Below are 18,693 nucleotides of genomic sequence, written 5' to 3'. Positions count from 1 at the left end.
TATTAAGCTTTAGCCTTTGAGCTTTACTCTTTCAGCTTTAGCCTTTCAGGCTTTGGTCTATCAGCTTTGGGTCTTTACCTTCAACCCTCCACCTTTTTACCTTCAACCTTCCTAGTATCCAAAAATCTGTTCCAGCGTTAATCTGGTTACCGGGCCAAATTTGGCTAAATCGGCCATGTTGATTTTCTTTTCGGAAGCCACAACGCAATAGTTGTAAGGTTTGCCCGAAAGGTTGCTCTGGTGGAACGATTTGATATCGGCAAAGGTAAGCGGTTTAAGGTTGGCATACTCATCAATGCGCGAATCGTGATCGAAACCTAATTTTTTATCGGCCAGGTAGGTATAAATGATGTCATCTTTGGTGATGCGGCTGGTTTCTATACCGTTTAAAGAATTGGCTTTTGATAGGGCGAACGATTTATCAGACTCTGGTAAAGTGGTTAACAGATCGTTCATACCGGCCACGGCCTCGTTCATTTTATCAGCCTGTGTACCTACATAAGCCACAATGGTGTTCTCTTTATCTTTACTGTTTGGCGATGAATATACGGCGAAGGTAGCATAAGCCAGGGCTTTAGATTCGCGGATGGTTTGGAATACAACCGAACCCATACCGCCGCCAAAATAATTGTTGAACAAGGCTATTTTAGCTGCATTGGCAGGATCGTACAAACCGCTGTTGCGCACCCAACGGATCTCGGCCTGTACCATATCGTAATCGGCAAAGTAAACTTTGTTCGAATCGGTTTTGGTATAGGTGAATTTTTTGATCGGGGCGGCATCGGTAAATTCTTTTGCCAATGGGTGGGCCTTTACAATATCGGCAGAAAATGCCGCCAGGGTTTTAGGGCCATAATAGGTAATGGTGTGTTTGTAATTGGTAAGGTTATGCAAAATATAAATCAGATCTGCTGATTTCATGTTTTTGATCTCATCATTCGTTAAGCCGTAATTGAAAGGATTATCGGCACCGTATTGCGCATAACTCATTAAACCACCCAGGATGGAAGATTTATTTAATTTGGCATTCTCTCTCGATTTTAACAGGCGGCCTTTTAAATCTTCCAAAGCTTTTTCGTTTGGTTTGCAATGGGCCAGTACATCTTCCACTAAAGCCACTGCTTTATCGAAATTTTCCTGTAAACCACTTAGCGAAACCGTAGTTACATCATTACCTACATTGATGTTATAGCTGCAGGCCAGGTTATAAAAGGCCTTGCTGATCTCTTCAGCCGAATATTTATCGGTACTTAAAAACGACAGGTATTGCGCAGCATAAGGCAACAGTTTGTAGTTGTACGAGCCCATATCAAAACGGTAACCCATGCGGAAAATACCATTTTCGGTGTTTTGGATGGCAATTACATCGGCAATGCCGGCCTTGCCAAAATTAAGGTCTTTGGTATAATCCAAAAACTTAGGGGCAATGGGTTTTACAGGGGCATCGATAATGTTTTTGGTAAAGGGCGAAACCTCGTTGGTATTGGTTTTTACCGCGGTAATGGCCGGTTTTTCTACCTTGATGATGCTTTTATCTTCGCCTTTGTGTTTAAACAGCACCACATAATTGTTGATGAAAAACTTGTTGGCAAAATCAACAATTTCTTTTTTGGTTACTTTGCCCATATCATCGGTTGAGGCGAGCATTTTATCCCACTCGGTGCCACGGTTTAAGATAAAGGCATTCATGGTGGCGTTGGCACGCACATCGTTATTATCAAAACCCTGTAACTCCGCCAGTTTAATGTTGGCTACGGTAGCTTTGATCAGGCTTTCGTCAAACTCACCTTTTTTAAGCAGTTCTACCTGCTCTAACAATAACTTTTGGGCATCTTCCAAACTTTGCCCCGCTTTTGGCGAGCCTGTTAAAATGAACATACCATAATCTTTCATGGAGTTGTAACCCGCACCCGCACGCAACATTTTTTGCTGTTTGTTGATGTTGATATCCATTAACCCGGCTTTGCCGTTAGAAAGGATGCTGCCGATCAGATCCAGCAATAAACTCTGGCGGGTATTTTGGGCAAAGCCCCTGTAGGCAATGTAAAGGTTTTCGGCACTTGGGCCATAAATATCAACCTTTTGCACCTGTGTTAAAGGTTTCTCGGGCGCAGGGTTGTACAGGGCAAGGGGTTTAGGAACCATGTAAGCAAAATCTTTGTCGATTTTTTTGATCAGCTGATCGTAATTGATATCACCGCTCATAATTAAGGCCATGTTATTGGGCACATAATATTTGTTGTAATATTTTCTGATTTCAACCAAAGAAGGGTTTTTTAAATGCTCAATGGTACCAATGGTAGTCTGTTGCCCGTAATTATGGGTTGGGAACAGGGCGTAGAGCATTTTCTCATACATTTTACGGCCATCGTTATCCATACCGATATTTTTTTCTTCGTAAACGGCTTCTAACTCGGTGTGGAAGATACGGAAAACCGGTGCGCGGAAACGTTCTGCCTGTACGGCCAGAAATTTATCAATAGCGTTTGATGGAAGGTCTTCTTCATAAACGGTTTCTTCTACCGAGGTATGGGCATTGGTAGAGTTACTGCCGATTGATTTCATCATTTTATCGTATTCATTGGCGATAGAATAATTGGAAGCCTCGCCCGATGTTTTATCGATCTCTTTGTAAATTTCTTTACGTTTGGCCGGATCGGTGGTTTTGGTATAGGTTTCGTAAAGGGCTTCGATCTTATCTAAAAGCGGTTTCTCTTTGGCATAATTCATGGTGCCGAACTTATCGGTTCCTTTAAACAGCAGGTGCTCCAGGTAGTGCGCCAGGCCGGTGTTGGTACGCGGATCGGTATTGCTGCCCGCCCTTACGGCCATTTTGTAGGTAATATTAGGCTCTTTGTTGTTTTGTGATAAGATAACCGATAAACCGTTTTTTAAAGTATAAAAACGTGTTTTGGTCGGATCGTTGGTTACATATTTGTAAGTGTAACCGCCAGATGTACCTGTTTTCCATTGGTAGGTGGTTTGCGCCATGGCTGCAGCACCCGTAATGAGAAAACAAGCCAGAGTAAATAATTTAAATTTCATTGGATTGTTTTTGGTTTATGATAATGAACCGGTACTTAGCGGTTTTAGGGCCTGGCTGAAATACAGCATTCATTTTTAATAAGTTATTTGCTCAAATATAAAGGCTTTATGGCAGGGAAAGAAATAATTTTGATTTCTAAACTAAAAAGCCAGGAATAAAAGGTTTTAGCATATAAATGCTGGTTTATTGTGCGTTGGAATTATAATCTGTATTTTTACCGCCATGACAAAACAGGGCACAAAACCAACTATTTTGGTGGTAAATGACGACGGTATTACCGCAACAGGGATAAAAAACCTGATGGAAGTAATGCAGCAGCTGGGCAATGTGGTGGTGGTTGCACCCGATAGCCCGCAGAGCGGGATGGGGCATGCCATTACCATAGGCAAACCGATCCGTTTTGATAGGGTAGACCTTTACGATGGGGCAGAGATGTACAAGTGCAGCGGTACCCCGGTTGATTGTGTTAAAATTGCCGTAAACAAGATTTTTAAAGGCAAAAAGCCCGATTTATGCGTTTCGGGCATTAACCATGGTTTAAACAATTCTATTAATGTACTGTACTCCGGCACCATGTCGGCAGCGGTTGAGGGGGCGATAGAAAAAATTCCGTCCATTGGCTTTTCGCTGGATGATTTTGCGGCCGATGCCGATTTTAGCCATACCAAAAAATACATTAAAAATATCTGTGAGCAGGTTTTGGCCAACGGTTTGCCGGCAGGTACCCTGCTGAATGTGAATTTTCCAAAAGGAGCAGACCTGAAAGGCGTTAAGGTATGCCGCCAGGCCAATGCCAAATGGATGGAAGAATTTGATGAGCGGACCGACCCCTACAAACGCCCATACTATTGGCTGACCGGTGTTTTTGAAAATTTTGACAAAGGAGAAGATACCGATGTTTGGGCATTGGACCATGGTTATGTGTCGATTGTGCCGGTGCAGTTTGATTTAACGGCGCACCATGCCATACAGACGTTAAACAGCTGGGATTTTATAGGCGGTAGTGATGCCAAAGCTGCCGGCGGCAAGGTAAGCGCACCCGATGGCCTGAATTTAGGTTAACTGCGATAATGGAGCAACTAAGGAAATTAAATAATTCGGTATGGTTGGGTTTGGGCATTGGTTTGCTGGTACCGGCAATCTGCTGTTCTATTGCCTGGTACATCATCCACCAGGTGGCCTCGCTGGCAAAAGCCGATCTGTTGTACATTGGCGGTATTGCCGTAAACGCCTATACCATGCAAACTTTTTTTAAATACAATAAAGAAAATATTGGCAGGGGCATTTTGGCAGCCACATTTTTGTGTGCTTTTGTGTTTTTTGCCTATAAAGTTTTTTAGAAAGAAACGGTCGTCATTACGAACCGAAGTTAAGCATTGTGGGGCGGGGTGAAGCAATCTTCTAAGACAAGATAGGCCAACAGCTAAACAATAGCATAAAAGATTGCCTGCCTGCTGCAGGCAGGCTTCCCCGAACGGTCGGGATGCCTCCTCGCAATAACGATTTATAAAAATATAATGATGAAGTACTACCTCGTAGCCGGCGAAGCCTCTGGCGATTTACATGGCGCCAATTTGATGAAAGCCTTGAAAGCCGAGGATGGCCAGGCGGTGTTCAGGTATTTTGGGGGCGATAAAATGAAGGCCGAAGGCGGGGAGCTGGTTAAACACTATGCCGATATGGCCTTTATGGGATTTACCGAAGTGGTTTTAAATTTACGCACTATTTTTAAAAACCTGAAGGCCTGTAAGGAAGATATGGTAAAATGGCAGCCTGATGTGTTGATTTTGATCGATTTTCCGGGCTTTAACTTAAAAATAGCCGAATTTGCAAAGGCCAATGGCATAAAAGTGTGTTATTATATCTCGCCAAAGGTTTGGGCCTGGAACCAGAAACGGGTACTAAAAATAAAAAAGGTGGTAGACCATATGTTCTGTATCCTGCCATTTGAAGTAGATTTTTATAAAGAATGGGGCATGGAGGTAGATTATGTGGGCAACCCCTTGTTAGATGAAATTGCGCAGTTTATACCAGATCCGGAATTCCGGGCAAACCATCAGCTGGGTGATGAAAAAATGATTGCCCTGTTGCCGGGCAGCCGCAGGCAGGAAATAGAGCGTTTGTTGCCGGTAATGCTAAGCGTTACAGAAAATTATCCTGATTATACAGTTGCCGTTGCCGCTGCCCCAAATTTTACCGAAGCCTATTACCAACAGTTTATCGGAGATAAAAAAGTAAAACTGCTTTTTAACAATACCTATAATTTATTGCACCATGCCCATGCTGCAATTGTAGCCTCGGGCACCGCTACGCTGGAAACGGCGCTATTTAAAGTGCCGCAGGTAGTGGTTTACAAAGGCGGAACCATTTCTATTGCCATTGCCCGGCTATTGGTAAAAATTAAGTTCATCTCATTGGTTAACCTCATCGTTGATAAAAAAATCGTTACTGAACTGATCCAGGAAGATTGCAATACACAAAAGGTAAACGAAGAACTTAACATGATTACTGATGGAGTGGGCAGGGAGCTGATGTTGAAACATTATGAAGAGCTGCTTTTACTGATGGGGAAACCGGGTGCCTCGGCAAAAACTGCCCGTTTGATTGTCAGCTATCTAACATAAACCCTGAATTAAGGCAACCAAACAGCCGGGAATATTTATGAGTGCGCTTAAATGCCTTATACTGTTCCAGCCTCTGGAGCTTTAACATCATTTAATAAACGTTTGTGTAACGATTAATGCAAAAAATGTTAAATTGCACTTTTATAAATGGCAAAAATTTAAAAGCTGTATTTTTTATTTAGCTTTGAATTGATTAACTTACAGAAATCCAAACCAAATGAAATCGCTTTCTATCAAAGATATAGCCGTAAAAGCAAACGTATCCATTACCACCGTTTCATTTATCATCAATGGTAAAGCCAAAGAGAAATCCATCAGTGAGGCGGTAATTGAGAAGGTAAAGAAAATTATAGAAGAAAGTGGTTATAAGCCTAACCAGATTGCCAGAAGTTTAAGAACAGGTAATTCTAACATTATTGGTTTAATTATCGAGGATATTTCCAATTCCTTTTTTTCGAGGATTGCCAGGTTAATTGAAGATAAAGCCTATAAAAGAGGTTATAAAATTATTTATTCCAGCACCGAAAATAATATAGATAAGGCAAAGGAACTGATCAACCTGTTCAAATCGCGAAAGGTTGATGCCTATATCATTTCTCCGATAAAAGGCATAGAAGAAGATGTTCAGATGCTGCTGGATGATGGCAACCCGGTGATCTTCTTCGACAGGAATTTGCCGGATGTTAAAACCAGTTATGTGGGCGCCGATCATTTTAATGCCTCTTACCAATCCATACAGAGTTTTATTGACCAGGGCAAAAAGAACATTGCGCTGGTTACAACCGATATTAATGTAGCGCAGATTACCGAACGCCACGATGGCTATAAAAAAGCGCTGGAAGATAATGGAATTGTATACGACGACAGCCTGGTGTTAAAAATCCATTTTAACCAGGAAGAAAATGAAACCATTGCCCAGATTAAATCATTGTTAGCACACAAAAAGGTGGATGCCGTTTTGTTTGTAACCAATTATCTGGCTATTAGTGGTTTGAAAGCGCTGAAACAGATCGATAAAAAAATAGGCGATGATTTTGCCATTATTGCCTACGATGATCATGAAGCATTCGAATTGCATACCCCACGCATTTCGGCCATTCAGCAACCTTTAGAGGAAATAGCCGAAGCCATCATCAAACTCATTTTAAACCGCCTATCTTCAAAAGGGAAATTACCTGCTGAAGAGCTGATTATCCCTACCCGTTTGGTGCTTAGAGACTAATTGAAAAACTCCCCCCGGTCAAGCTGTAATACTTTTTTTACACACTAAATCGTTTTATTTGATTTATAATCACTATTATTGATTCGCTAAATCGTTTTAGGCTAACCAATTCAATTTTTCATGAAAATTACAGCAACTCCTTACAAAATGTTAACCGGCTTTACCGAAGCTACAAAGTAGAATTGCTTGTTTCATTCGTTTATGTCGTCACCAGATCCAAAACCTTAAAATCGTATAATACCTTAAAATGTCTGGCAATTGTTTCGCCCGGTCATTTTAACTACAGATAAGCATTACCAGGAAAAAATAACTAATCATTTATAATAATTTAACAAAACCGTTGATGAAAATTAATTTACTTAAAATTACGGGGCTGTCGGCTGCAATTGTATTGCTGAACAGTCCTGCATTTTCAATGAATTCGGAGTGGGAAGGCACACGGGGTTTCTTGAATGAGCATATGCGAAGTGCGGGAATTCTGCTGCAAAAAAATGTTACCGGTACGGTAGTGGATGACAGCGGCTTGCCGGTACCAGGTGCAGGCATAAAAAACCAGGCCACTGGTAAAACCACCGTTACCGATGGTAACGGAAAATTTTCTATTGAAGCCAGTGAAGGGCAAGTGCTCCGCATTTCTTACATTGGTTACGATACGCAGGATATCACGGTTGGCCAATCGTCAGTAATTAATGTAAAACTAGCAGTTGCAAAAAATACAAACTTAAAAGAAGTAACGGTTGTTGCCGTTGGTTATGGTACACAGGGCATTAAAGAAACGACCTCTGCAGTAGGCCATGCCGGTATTGAAGATTTCAGACAAAGTGGTTCCAGAAATCCTTTAGACCTTATACAAGGTAAAATTGCGGGTTTAAACTTGACCAGACCAGGCGGTAGTAACCCCAATAGTGGAGTGTCTGTGCAATTAAGGGGATCGGTAACTGTAACCGGAAGCCGGAGTCCACTGTTTGTAATTGATGGTATACCTGGCGGTAACCCCGATTTATTACAGCAAGACGATATTGCTTCGATTGATGTATTAAAAGATGGTTCGGGTGCAGCTATATATGGTACCAGTGCCAATGCAGGTGTAATTTTGATTACCACCAAAAAAGGAAAGGCAGGACCAGGCGTATTCGAATATTCCAGTTATTTAAGAAAAGAGTATATTCAAAAACGGCCTGATTATTTAACTGCTGATGAGTATCGCCAAAAAATAGCTTCAGGGGAGATCAAACAACAGGATTTTGGCAGTTCAACCGATTTTTATAATGATCTGATCAATCACGATAACCTTTCTCAAAACCATAACCTTTCTTTTAGTGGCGGAACGGAAAAAACAAACTATAGAGCCAGTTTAAACTACCGTAACCTGGAAGGTATTGCTAAACAGAATGGCAGAGAAGAATATACCTTAAGGTTAAATGTAAACCAAAGGGGATTAGATGACCGTTTAAACATCCAGATGAACCTGGTTACCAATTTTAACAAGGCCAACTTGTTGGGCGGTGGCGGTTGGGAAAGTGAATCGGCTAAAAATCCTACACTTTCTAACTTTAATCCTGATGGTTCTTATCGCTTTGATTTAACCAGTACCAACGAATATGCCCGTTTATTTCAGGAAACAAGTTACAGAAAACAACAAACCACATCTGGTGATGTAAAGGCCGATTTGGATATTGTTAAAGGTTTAAAGGCCTCTATTTTTGGTTCGGTGGTGAGGAATTCGTATCTGGACGGCCAGTACCGTTTAAAGGCCAGTGAAAACTCAGTAGAAAATACGGATTTCCCTGGTGGTGGTTATGCTTACAGAGGTAATTTCCTTTCGCAAGCTTATGCGGTTGAACCTACCTTAAATTATACCAATACATTTGCACAAAAGCATAACATTACGGCATTAGCAGGTTATAGCTACCGTTATTATATGGAAGAAAGAGCAGACATGTCTAACCGTGGCTTCATCAACGATCTTTTTCATGAGGATAATATCTCTCAAGGAGCTGCATTAGGGGTTGGTAAGGCAACCATGTCGAGTGGCAAAAACGACAATACTTTGATTGCATTCTTTGGTAGGGTTAACTATGCTTTTGATAACAAGTACCTGGTCCAGTTTATTCTAAGGAGAGAGGGCTCATCAAGGTTTGGGGCAAATAACAAATGGGGTAACTTCCCTGCGGTTTCTGCCGGATGGAACATTACCGAGGAAGGTTTCATGAAGAACATTCCTTTTGTAAATTACTTAAAATTAAGAGCTGGTTATGGGGTTACGGGTAATGCACCTACTTCCAATAACGTATCACGTGTTACCCTTGGCGGCGGCGGTAAATACCTGTACCCTGATGGTAATTACTACGAAACTTATGGCCCTGACCGGAACCCAAATCCGAATTTAAGATGGGAACGTAAACAAGAGGCTAACATCGGTTTGGATTTTACTTTGCTTAACAGCCGCTTAACCGGTTCGATTGATGTATTTAAAAGAACAACAAAAGATCTTTTGGATAGCTATACCACGCCTCAACCACCATATGTACGAGATAACCTGCAAACCAACGTGGGCCAGATCTCTTCTAAAGGTATCGAGTTAGGCTTAAGTTACCTGGTGATTAAAAACGACAATTTTAGCTGGAACATGGATGCTACGGCCAGTACCTTAAGCAACCGTTTAGACAGCTACTCGAATGATGTATTTAAAGTTAAATTCATCACCCGGGGCGGCATTGGAGGTGCAGGAGATTTGGGCGATGCCTTTACCCTGTTTGAAGGTGGCAAAATCGGCGAGTTTTTTGGTAAAAGGTTTGCTGGTTTTACCCCGGAAGGCAAATGGTTGTTTTATAACCGAAACGGAGAAAAAGTTTTAAATGGTCAGATCAATACTTCACGTAACGATTTGAATCAGTCAGATTTAGCCGTTATCGGTAATGCCGTTCCTAAATACTATGCTTCGTGGACGAACAGCTTTACCTATAAAAATTTCGACTTGCGTATCTTTTTAAGAGGTAAATTCGATTTTGATGTATTAAACACAACTGCATTAACCTATGCAAACAGAACATGGTCTGGTAATTTATTGAGCAGCACATTTGATAAATATAAAGACATTAACGATACCTATATGTTTTCTGATTACTACCTGGAAAGCGGCAGTTTTGTGAAACTGGATGAGGTTACCTTAGGCTACAATTTTAAATTCAAGAATAAATATATCCGCAATCTGCGCCTTTACGCAACCGGCCAAAATCTTGGAACCATTACCGGCTATACCGGAAACGACCCTGACTTTGTACAGGATAATGGTATCGGTAATGAAATTGATGGTAAAAGTTTAGGTATCGATACCAGAGGTCCGTACCCAAGTACCAGATCATTTGTAATCGGATTAAATGTTGGATTCTAACAAATTAAAAATGAAAAATAAATCAATCATATATGGTGTGCTTGCCGGCGTATTAAGCATTACAAGTGCTTGTACCAAGCTTGATGAAAACGCATACGATCAGTTATTAACTGACAATTTTTATAATAACAAAACGGAAGTATTATCAGCTGTATTAAGACCTTATACGCATGCCAATGCATGGGTTACCCCATCCGGTCAGGATGGCTGGTGGCGTTTAGCCGAGTTGTCAGGAGATCAACTGGCCTGGCCTACCAAAGGTCGCCATGGTGAAGACGGTGGTAAATGGAAAAGGTTACACTATCATACCTGGACTGTAGATGAAGGTGGACTTAACCAGGCCTGGGTATTAATGAACTGGGGTATGGGATTATGTAATGATCCTATCGAGAATATTGAAAAAAGGGATATCGGGCAGATGGGAATTACGCAGGCAGAGAAAGATGCCTATATTGCGGAATTAAAACTTTTACGGGCCTTCCATTATCTTAAATTAATGGATCTGTTTGGTAATATCCCTGTGGTAACCAAAGTGGGGGTTCCTGAAAGACCTGAGACCATGCCTAGAAAAGAGGTATTTAACTTTATTGAATCGGAGATCAAGACCAATATTGATAAAGCACCAAAGCTTTCGCGTGCAATGGTGGGCAGGATCAGCCAGGCTGCGGGCTACGCCATGTTGGTAGAACTTTATTTAAATGCTGAAGTATGGACAGGTACCCCACGTTGGGATGATTGTATCGCTGCAGCAAATAAAATAATCTCTGGTGAAGCAGGCGCACAAAATGGTGTAATGGCACTTGATCCTAACATTACCGATCAGTTTAAAACAACCAACGATTTATCTAAAGAGGCCATTTTTTCTATTGCCTATAATTATTCAATCGCCAATTTCCAACCCTCATGGCCATCAGAGTTCTATCACTTTAAACAACAGCAGATTTATGGTGGCGGTAGAAACGGTAACGACGGAATTGTAGTGGTTCCTGGTGTTTTTACTACTTACGAAGATGCAGACCTGAGAAAAAGGGAATGGCTTTTAGAAGGACCGATGTTTCAGTTTGTTGACCCAACCAAACCGGTTCTGGCATCTGAAGAGTACAATGGATCACAATTGGTGTTTGTTGATAATATCAGAAAAAACAAAACAGGTTCTACCGTGAGCAATATGAGTGAAGGTGAAGAAAATTCTGGTGTACGTTTTAACAAATATAAGTTAGGTAACCAGTTCCCAGGACCAGGTGGAGTGCCTGCAGTGGATGTAAACTATAACAATGGCGACTGGAATATTTACCGTTTAACCATGATATATTTTGCCAAAGCAGAAGCCATTATGCGTAAAAATGGAGGAGTAGCAACAGCAGAAGCCGTTCAGTTAATAAACGATTGTAAAAAACGGGCGTTTACAGAAGCAAATTTTGCTACCCGTGCTTATACCACCACAAGTTTAACTTTAGATGAGCTTTTGGCTGAAAGAGGAAGAGAATTTATTTTTGAAGGCATGAGAAGAGATGATCTGATCCGCTTCGGAAAATTTGCAACAGCCAGCTGGTGGGATCACACGCCATCAACTGCTACTAAAACACTTTATCCAATTCCATTAAGGCAGTTAACCCTTAATACCAACCTGAAACAAAATCCAGGTTATCAGTAAAGATTAAAGAGGCTGTCTCAAAAGTGAGGCAGCCTCTTTTTATTTAGGGTGATTTTTGGTATCTTAGAGGTATGGGAGGCAAAGTAGTCTTTAAGGAATATGATCCTGACCAGTTGACGTTCTTACCGTACAAACTGGAGGAATTGGTGCCGGCAGGTCATCCTGTACGTATCGTTAAGCAGGTGGTTGACCAGGTAGATGTCAAACCGATCAACCGCAAGTATAAAGGTGGCGGGAGCATCAAGCTTCCATCCGCGGCTGATGCTGAAGTTGCTGGTTTACGGTTATCTGACCAATACTTATTCCTCCCGTAAGCTGGAAGATCAGGCGGCACAGAATGTGCATTTCATGTGGCTATTAGGTATGAAAAAGCCCGATCATAACACGATCAATCGCTTCCGGAGCGAGAAATTGTCAGGTGTCCTTAAGCAGATTTTCTCACAGATCGTACTGTTGTTACAGCAGGAAGGTATTGTATCATTGAAGGAGGCCGTGTTCACTGACGGGACCAAGATCGAGTCAGCGGCAAACAGGTACACCTTTGTATGGGGCAAAAGCATCAAAGCGAATAAAGAGAAGATGAAGGCCCAGCTTGATGAACTATGGGGTTATGCGCAAAGCATTGCCGCCGAGGAACTGAAGGATACAGCCCCCGTAACTTTTGAAGAAGTAAATCCGGAGAAAGTAAAGGAAACTATAGCCAGGATCAATGCAGCCTTAGATGATAAACAAGAGGTAGAAAAGAAAGTAAAGCAAAAGCTGAACTACGCAAAGAAGCACTGGCCGGAGAACCTAAAGAAGTATGAGGAGCAGGAAAAGTTGTTGGCAGGCCGCAACAGCATGTCCAAGACCGACCCAGATGCCACATTCATGCGGATGAAGGAAGACCATATGTTGAACGGACAGCTCAAAGCGGCCTACAACCTGCAGATCAGTACCCAGCAGCAGTTCATACTCAACTATTCACTTCACCAGACCTCAACAGATTACCAAACCCTGCAATCACACCTTGAGGGGTATGAGGCCCTTTATAACGAAAAGCCAAAAGCCGTAGTAGCTGATGCAGGTTATGGTTCGGATGAGAACTATGGCATACTGGAAGAAAAAGGTATCGAAGCCTATATCAAATACAATACGTTCGACAAGGAACAAAAAGATGGCCTCAAGGCGTTCAGTAACGATAGCCTGCATTATAACCAGGCGGAGGACTACCTGGTGTGTCCAATGGGGCAGCGAATGAAACATATCGGTGAGGGTCAGCGGGTCACCTCATCGGGCTTTGTCCAGATGATCAGCCGTTACCAGGCGCTGAACTGTGAGGGTTGCCCAATGCGGGGTGTATGTCATAAAGCAGCAGGCAACAGGATCGTTGAAATCAATCATGGTCTGAGAAAACACAAGCAGGCAGCAAAGGAAAGATTAAATACCGAACAAGGAATCAAATACCGGAAACGACGGCCCGCTGATGTAGAACCGGTGTTTGCCCAACTGAAGCACAATCATGGCTTCAGGCGCTTTCTGCTGAAAGGACTCTCCAAAACCGAGGTCGAAATAGGCTTATTGTCAATCGCCCATAACCTCAGAAAGTGGAAAGCCTGAGGAAAAGGGCTTTTTACCTCGCAACACGCCCTTGGGAACATCAAAAAGAATCAAAGTAGGCTGACACAGTACACCGCTACTGATAGGTTAACCAAAATGATGGAAATAAAAAACCGCCTCATAATTTACTTATGAGACGGCCTCTTTTTTTTGCCCAATTTCAAAGAAACTTATGTAATCCATATGTTACATAATTAAAAAGTAAAAGCTGTCTATTTTTTTACTAATATTGGATTGGTAAAACGATTTACTTTACGTCCGTCACCAAACAAACATCATCCATTAAACTAGCGATAATTTAACGGTTTTTCTTCCTTAGAAGTTTGGCATTGATCAACGGTATAAGGTAAAACGATTTATATATATCAAAACCAAATATTAGTTATGAGAAAATTTTCCTTTAGTTAAGCCTTGTTATTTTTAGTTGAATGGTAAAAAGTCAAAAAAATACAGGCACTTGTTTATCCATTAATCAAGCGTTATGCTTGTATCAATCTCTTTCGAAAATTATTATGATGAATAGGGCTGAGAAAGGATAAGCCGGATAAAGGTTAATTGCTTAGGCAAAAAAAACAAACACACAATGAAACTTAAATTAATCGTATCCGTTCTATGCTGCCTGGCCGCCAAAGGTTCACCGGCGCAGCAAAAAAATTGGGTGCAATACGTAAACACCCTGCAGGGTACCAATTCTAAACATGAACTTACCCGGGGCAATACCTACCCAACAACAGCGCTGCCATTTGGCATGCATACCTGGACACCCCAAACCGGCAAAAACGGCGATGGCTGGAAATACCAATATTTTAAAGATAAAATCAGAGGCTTTCAGCAGGCGCACCAATGCAGCTCGTGGACAAGAGACTATGCGGTATTCTCTTTAATGCCCATGGTTGATGAACTGGTGGTGAACGAAGATCAGCGGGAAGCCAGATTTAGCCACCAGGATGAGATTGCCAAACCAAACTATTACAAAGTAAGATTCGAAAACGATATTACCACCGAAATTTCACCGTCGGAGCGAGGTGCACACCTCAGGTTCAGTTACCCAAAAAGCAAAAGAAGCTTTTTGATTTTAGACGGCTATACCAGACTCAGCGGCGTTCAGATTTTGCCAAAAGAAAACAAGATAACCGGTTGGGTAAACAATGGTGAAGGCTTTAAAAAAGGCTGGAAAAGTTATTTTGTGGTTCAATTTGATCAACCGATTAAAGCATATGGTACCTGGGAAAACAAACGCAATACCATTTCAAAAGATTCCATTTCAGCAGAAGGCTTAGGTAAGGGTGCCTTTGTACAGTTTGAACCGGGAGCAAAGGTTCAGGTGAAAACAGCTTCTTCTTACATCAGTTTAAAACAGGCTGAACTCAATTTAAAAAGAGAATTGGGCAACGATAAAACTTTGGAAGATACAAAAGCCAACGCAGCTGCAGTTTGGAATAAATCGCTGGGTAAGATAGAAGTGGAAGGCGGATCTCAGGCAGATATGGAGACTTTTTACTCCTGCTTTTTCAGGGCAAGTTTATTCTCCAGGAAATTTTACGAAATTAACGAAGCCGGCAAACCTTATTATTTTAGTCCGTATGATGGTAAAGTGCACAATGGCTACATGTTTACCGATACGGGTTTTTGGGATACCTTCCGTGCACAATTTCCGCTAAATACGCTCGTACAACCAGAAATGCACGGTCGTTATATGCAGGCCATGCTCGATGCCTATGAACAATGCGGTTGGTTGCCCTCCTGGTCTTTTCCAAGTGAAGCCGGAAGTATGATCGGTAACCATGCCATTTCGCTGTTGGCCGATGCCTGGGCAAAAGGGATCAGAACATTTGATCCGAAAAAGGCTTTGGATGCCTATTACCATGAAGCCATGAACAAGGGGCCATGGGGGCCAGCAAATGGCAGGGATGGGGTAACCGAATACAACCAATTGGGTTATGTTCCTTATCCTAAATACAGAGAAGCTACCGCAAAAACATTGGAATATGCTTACGATGATTATTGTGCTTATGCCTTAGCTAAAATGATTGGCGATAAACATTATATGGAAGTTTTTGAGAAACCCATGTTCAATTATAAAAATGTTTACGATCCGGGTACACGTTTTATGCGGGGAAAAAATGCGGAGGGAAAATGGTCGCCAAATTTCGATCCAACAGAATGGGGAGGCCCGTTTACCGAAGGCAATGCCTGGCATTGGCAATGGTCTGTTTTTCACGATACCAAAGGTTTAATTAACCTGATGGATGGGAATAAGAACTTTGTTTCGAAGCTGGATTCGGTTTTTAGCCAGCCCAATACCGTAAATGTAGGCTCTTATGGTGGGATGATCCACGAAATGACTGAAATGGTGATGGCCAAAATGGGCCAATATGCACATGGCAATCAACCCATACAGCACATGGTTTATTTGTACAATTACGCCAACCAGCCCTGGAAAGCGCAATTTCATGCCCGGGAGGTAATGCGTAAACTATATGATGCTACAGAAAATGGTTATCCTGGAGATGAAGACCAGGGACAAACCTCTTCATGGTATGTATTGAGCGCTTTAGGATTTTATAGCGTAACCCCTGGATCTGGTGAATATGTTTTAGGGAGTCCGGTATTTAAGAAAACAACCATCAGCCTGGAAAATGGCAAAAAGTTTGTTATTTCAGCACCGGCAAATGATGCAAATCATGTTTATATCAGGTCGGCAAGCTTAAATGGTGAAAATTATACCAAAAATTACTTAAATCATAGTGATTTATTAAAAGGCGGTGTGTTAAAATTGGATATGAATGTTAAACCTTCGTTAAATAGGGGCTTATCAGAAGAAGACAAACCGTTTTCGGTTAGTAAATAGACAATGAATGACTACTTTTGCCGAATTAGTCAAATTAATAAAGGAAAGAGAACAGAAATATATAAAGAATGGAAAAGCCTGTTGCATTAGGTGTAGATATTGGCGGCTCGCACATTACAGCCGCATTGGTAGATTTGGAAAGCAGAACCTTAATGGAGAACTCTATCAAGCGTAGCCCTGTGAACTCACAGGAGGATAAGGAAGTGATTTTATCGGCCTGGTGCGATATTATTAATAAAGCTTTTCAGGATATTAAAAATGGCAGCAGGAATGTGGGTATAGCCATGCCTGGACCCTTTAATTATAAAGATGGAATTTCCTTGATCAAAGATCAGGATAAGTTTAAATCGCTTTATCAGGTGAATGTGAAAGAGGAACTTGCAAAACGATTGGAGATTGACATAGAAAATATCCATTTTATAAACGATGCAGCCGGCTTTTTACAAGGGGAAGTTTTTGCCGGGGCTGCCAAAGGAAATGTGAACGTGTTGGGATTAACCCTGGGGACAGGGCTCGGATCTTCACTTTGTTTAAATGATAAGGCTTACGATGCAGATTTATGGAACTCTCCTTTTTTGGATGGAATTGCTGAAGATTATCTATCTACGCGCTGGTTCGTAAAACGTTTTAAGCAATTGAGCGGTGAGGACGTGGAAGGGGTGAAAGAATTGGTGGGAATGGTTGAAAGCAACCATTTTGCGACGATGGTTTTTATGGAATTCGGCTATAACCTGGCCCAGTTCTTAATTCCTGTGGTGAAACAATATAAAATAAATACCGTAATTGTTGGAGGTAATATTGCACAATCTTTTAGCGCATTTGCCCCTGAATTGACTGCAACACTTAAAGGCAATGGGATAGATGCGGAGATTAAAATTTCGGAACTAAAAGAACATGCAGCTTTAATCGGCGCTGCAAGCTGCTGCGATTTAAGCTTAACCTAATGTTGGATAGTTATTCTGTCTGATATTTATTTTTGATAAACTGCAGGATTAACATTTTAATGCTAATTCTGTAGTTTAATCCAATTTCCCCTTATTCCTGTTTTTAAAGAAATCCGTATCTCAATAGGATATTTGTTATGACGGCAATCTCCTGTTATCTCAATGATGCAACCTTTCCAAATAAATTTTTCCGGAAAAAAATAAATAATTTTTAATTTATTAATAATATGCTTATCATTGCTTAATAAAACGTTTTAGCAATGAGCCATTTAAGCATTTTTGCTTAGCGAAAACTAAAAAAGAGGAAAGTGTTGATCGATTGGATTGAGGCTTTTTTTTATATACAAATACTAAAACGTTTTAGTAAAACCAAAAAGTAACTAATCATTCATTAAAATAAAGGAGAATTCAAATGAGATAAATTTTACATCTGATACATCACATTCAACCGCTTAACCAACCAACCAAACTACTAACTCATCATGACTCAAAAACTTACTAAACCGACTCATCGCTACAGGCGCTACTAGTATTTATTCGTGATAGCAGACGGCTAATGCTTAAAGCAACCTAAAATCGTATGGTCGAAATCTGCCATTTATAAATGAACACCTGTTAATTTATAGGGCGTATTTTGCTGCACTTAAAAAATTGCTGAACAGTTAATCATTTGCCTTTCCTAAAAACGAATAAATCCCTGATCGTTCATTGATCAATCGGGTAAATCTTGCACATTTTAATAACCAACAAACTATAATCAAACTATTATGAATCTTTTAAAAATGACCAGGAAAGCTGTTGGGCTCTGCTTTGCTTTAGCTTTAATTCTTGGATGTGGTAAAGAAGAGTACCCGGCAGTGGATCTTTTTACCTGGAAAGCAAAGGTAGATGTGACCGCCAAGGCCACACTTTCAGTAAACATCGAGAGCTCCGGCGGCTCGGCCGGCTCAGAAGGGTCTGCCAAGGTTATTGATAACGACATTAACTCTAAATTCCTGATCAACCCTTATCAGAACAACTTTTATATGCAGCTGGCCTTTGCAGCCCCCCAACAGATTGCATCTTATACATTAACATCGGGAAATGATGCACCGGGCAGGGATCCAAAAGACTGGAAATTGAGCGCCTCTACCGATGGTAATAACTGGGTAGATCTTGATGTGAGAACAGGAGAAACATTTTCGGGTCGCAATTCCACCAAGACCTACAACTTTAAAAACAAGGTTCTATTTAAATTTTACAGACTTAATATCACGGCAATTGGAAGTGGTTCTTTGTTCCAGTTGTCTGAATGGCGTGTGATTGAGGTGCCTGAAGAGCAACAGTAATTTCTGTAGGCAATAAAATTTATTTCAAACT

The 18,693-nt window shown here is 41.2% G+C and carries 10 protein-coding genes and 1 pseudogene; 10 read left to right on the top strand and 1 reads right to left on the bottom strand.

All coding sequences use genetic code 11. The features are described from left to right. Nucleotides 1-111: 111 nt before the first annotated feature. Entirely contained in the window at nucleotides 112-3,045 is a 2,934-nt protein-coding gene (locus QZ738_RS09385; protein ID WP_293786865.1) for an insulinase family protein, read from the bottom strand. A 223-nt stretch (nucleotides 3,046-3,268) separates the two neighbouring features. Here QZ738_RS09385 and surE point away from each other — a divergent pair, with 223 nt between their 5' ends. The 10 genes and pseudogenes from surE to QZ738_RS09335 all read left to right on the top strand — a co-directional run bounded on the left by surE (nucleotide 3,269) and on the right by QZ738_RS09335 (nucleotide 18,662). Then, nucleotides 3,269-4,108 carry a 5'/3'-nucleotidase SurE gene (surE, locus tag QZ738_RS09380; RefSeq protein ID WP_293786863.1) on the top strand — a complete coding sequence of 280 codons (840 nt, stop codon included), beginning with the start codon at nucleotides 3,269-3,271 and terminating at the stop codon, nucleotides 4,106-4,108. An 8-nt stretch (nucleotides 4,109-4,116) separates the two neighbouring features. Further along, complete coding sequence (locus tag QZ738_RS09375; RefSeq protein ID WP_293786861.1) at nucleotides 4,117-4,386, top strand: stationary phase survival protein SurE; 270 nt, start codon at nucleotides 4,117-4,119, stop codon at nucleotides 4,384-4,386. A gap of 180 nt (nucleotides 4,387-4,566) precedes the next feature. After that, nucleotides 4,567-5,670 carry a lipid-A-disaccharide synthase gene (gene lpxB / locus QZ738_RS09370; RefSeq protein ID WP_293786953.1) on the top strand — a complete coding sequence of 368 codons (1,104 nt, stop codon included), beginning with the start codon at nucleotides 4,567-4,569 and terminating at the stop codon, nucleotides 5,668-5,670. A 217-nt stretch (nucleotides 5,671-5,887) separates the two neighbouring features. After that, a complete protein-coding gene (locus tag QZ738_RS09365) occupies nucleotides 5,888-6,892 on the top strand; it encodes a LacI family DNA-binding transcriptional regulator (RefSeq protein WP_293786859.1) in 1,005 nt (334 codons plus the stop codon). A gap of 343 nt (nucleotides 6,893-7,235) precedes the next feature. After that, nucleotides 7,236-10,286, top strand: coding sequence for a SusC/RagA family TonB-linked outer membrane protein (locus tag QZ738_RS09360; RefSeq protein WP_293786857.1), 3,051 nt, complete (start codon nucleotides 7,236-7,238; stop codon nucleotides 10,284-10,286). Between the two features lie 10 nt (nucleotides 10,287-10,296). Next, on the top strand, nucleotides 10,297-11,940 hold the full coding sequence (locus tag QZ738_RS09355; RefSeq protein ID WP_293786856.1) for a RagB/SusD family nutrient uptake outer membrane protein: 1,644 nt from the start codon (nucleotides 10,297-10,299) through the stop codon (nucleotides 11,938-11,940). 71 nt (nucleotides 11,941-12,011) lie between these two features. Further along, nucleotides 12,012-13,539: pseudogene (locus tag QZ738_RS09350) on the top strand (IS1182 family transposase). A 583-nt stretch (nucleotides 13,540-14,122) separates the two neighbouring features. Further along, nucleotides 14,123-16,390 (top strand): GH92 family glycosyl hydrolase, encoded by a 2,268-nt coding sequence (locus tag QZ738_RS09345; RefSeq protein ID WP_293786855.1) that lies wholly within the window; start codon nucleotides 14,123-14,125, stop codon nucleotides 16,388-16,390. A 68-nt stretch (nucleotides 16,391-16,458) separates the two neighbouring features. Further along, a complete protein-coding gene (locus tag QZ738_RS09340) occupies nucleotides 16,459-17,334 on the top strand; it encodes an ROK family protein (RefSeq protein WP_293786853.1) in 876 nt (291 codons plus the stop codon). Between the two features lie 767 nt (nucleotides 17,335-18,101). After that, entirely contained in the window at nucleotides 18,102-18,662 is a 561-nt protein-coding gene (locus QZ738_RS09335; RefSeq protein WP_293786851.1) for a discoidin domain-containing protein, read from the top strand. Nucleotides 18,663-18,693: the final 31 nt, after the last annotated feature.

It is taken from the genome of uncultured Pedobacter sp. (genome assembly GCF_913776295.1).
Taxonomy (GTDB): domain Bacteria; phylum Bacteroidota; class Bacteroidia; order Sphingobacteriales; family Sphingobacteriaceae; genus Pedobacter.
Note: the sequence above shows the minus strand (reverse complement) of the source record. Positions and strands in the feature narration are given on the sequence as shown.

Excerpts from the sequence above, each read along its gene's own strand:
- QZ738_RS09360 (WP_293786857.1), top strand. The coding sequence starts at position 7,236 with ATGAAAATTAATTTACTTAAAATTACGGGGCTGTCGGCTGCAATTGTA.
- QZ738_RS09355 (WP_293786856.1), top strand. The coding sequence starts at position 10,297 with ATGAAAAATAAATCAATCATATATGGTGTGCTTGCCGGCGTATTAAGC.
- QZ738_RS09345 (WP_293786855.1), top strand. The coding sequence starts at position 14,123 with ATGAAACTTAAATTAATCGTATCCGTTCTATGCTGCCTGGCCGCCAAA.
- surE (WP_293786863.1), top strand. The coding sequence starts at position 3,269 with ATGACAAAACAGGGCACAAAACCAACTATTTTGGTGGTAAATGACGAC.
- lpxB (WP_293786953.1), top strand. The coding sequence starts at position 4,567 with ATGAAGTACTACCTCGTAGCCGGCGAAGCCTCTGGCGATTTACATGGC.
- QZ738_RS09335 (WP_293786851.1), top strand. The coding sequence starts at position 18,102 with ATGAATCTTTTAAAAATGACCAGGAAAGCTGTTGGGCTCTGCTTTGCT.
- QZ738_RS09365 (WP_293786859.1), top strand. The coding sequence starts at position 5,888 with ATGAAATCGCTTTCTATCAAAGATATAGCCGTAAAAGCAAACGTATCC.
- QZ738_RS09375 (WP_293786861.1), top strand. The coding sequence starts at position 4,117 with ATGGAGCAACTAAGGAAATTAAATAATTCGGTATGGTTGGGTTTGGGC.
- QZ738_RS09340 (WP_293786853.1), top strand. The coding sequence starts at position 16,459 with ATGGAAAAGCCTGTTGCATTAGGTGTAGATATTGGCGGCTCGCACATT.
- QZ738_RS09385 (WP_293786865.1), bottom strand. The coding sequence starts at position 3,045 with ATGAAATTTAAATTATTTACTCTGGCTTGTTTTCTCATTACGGGTGCT.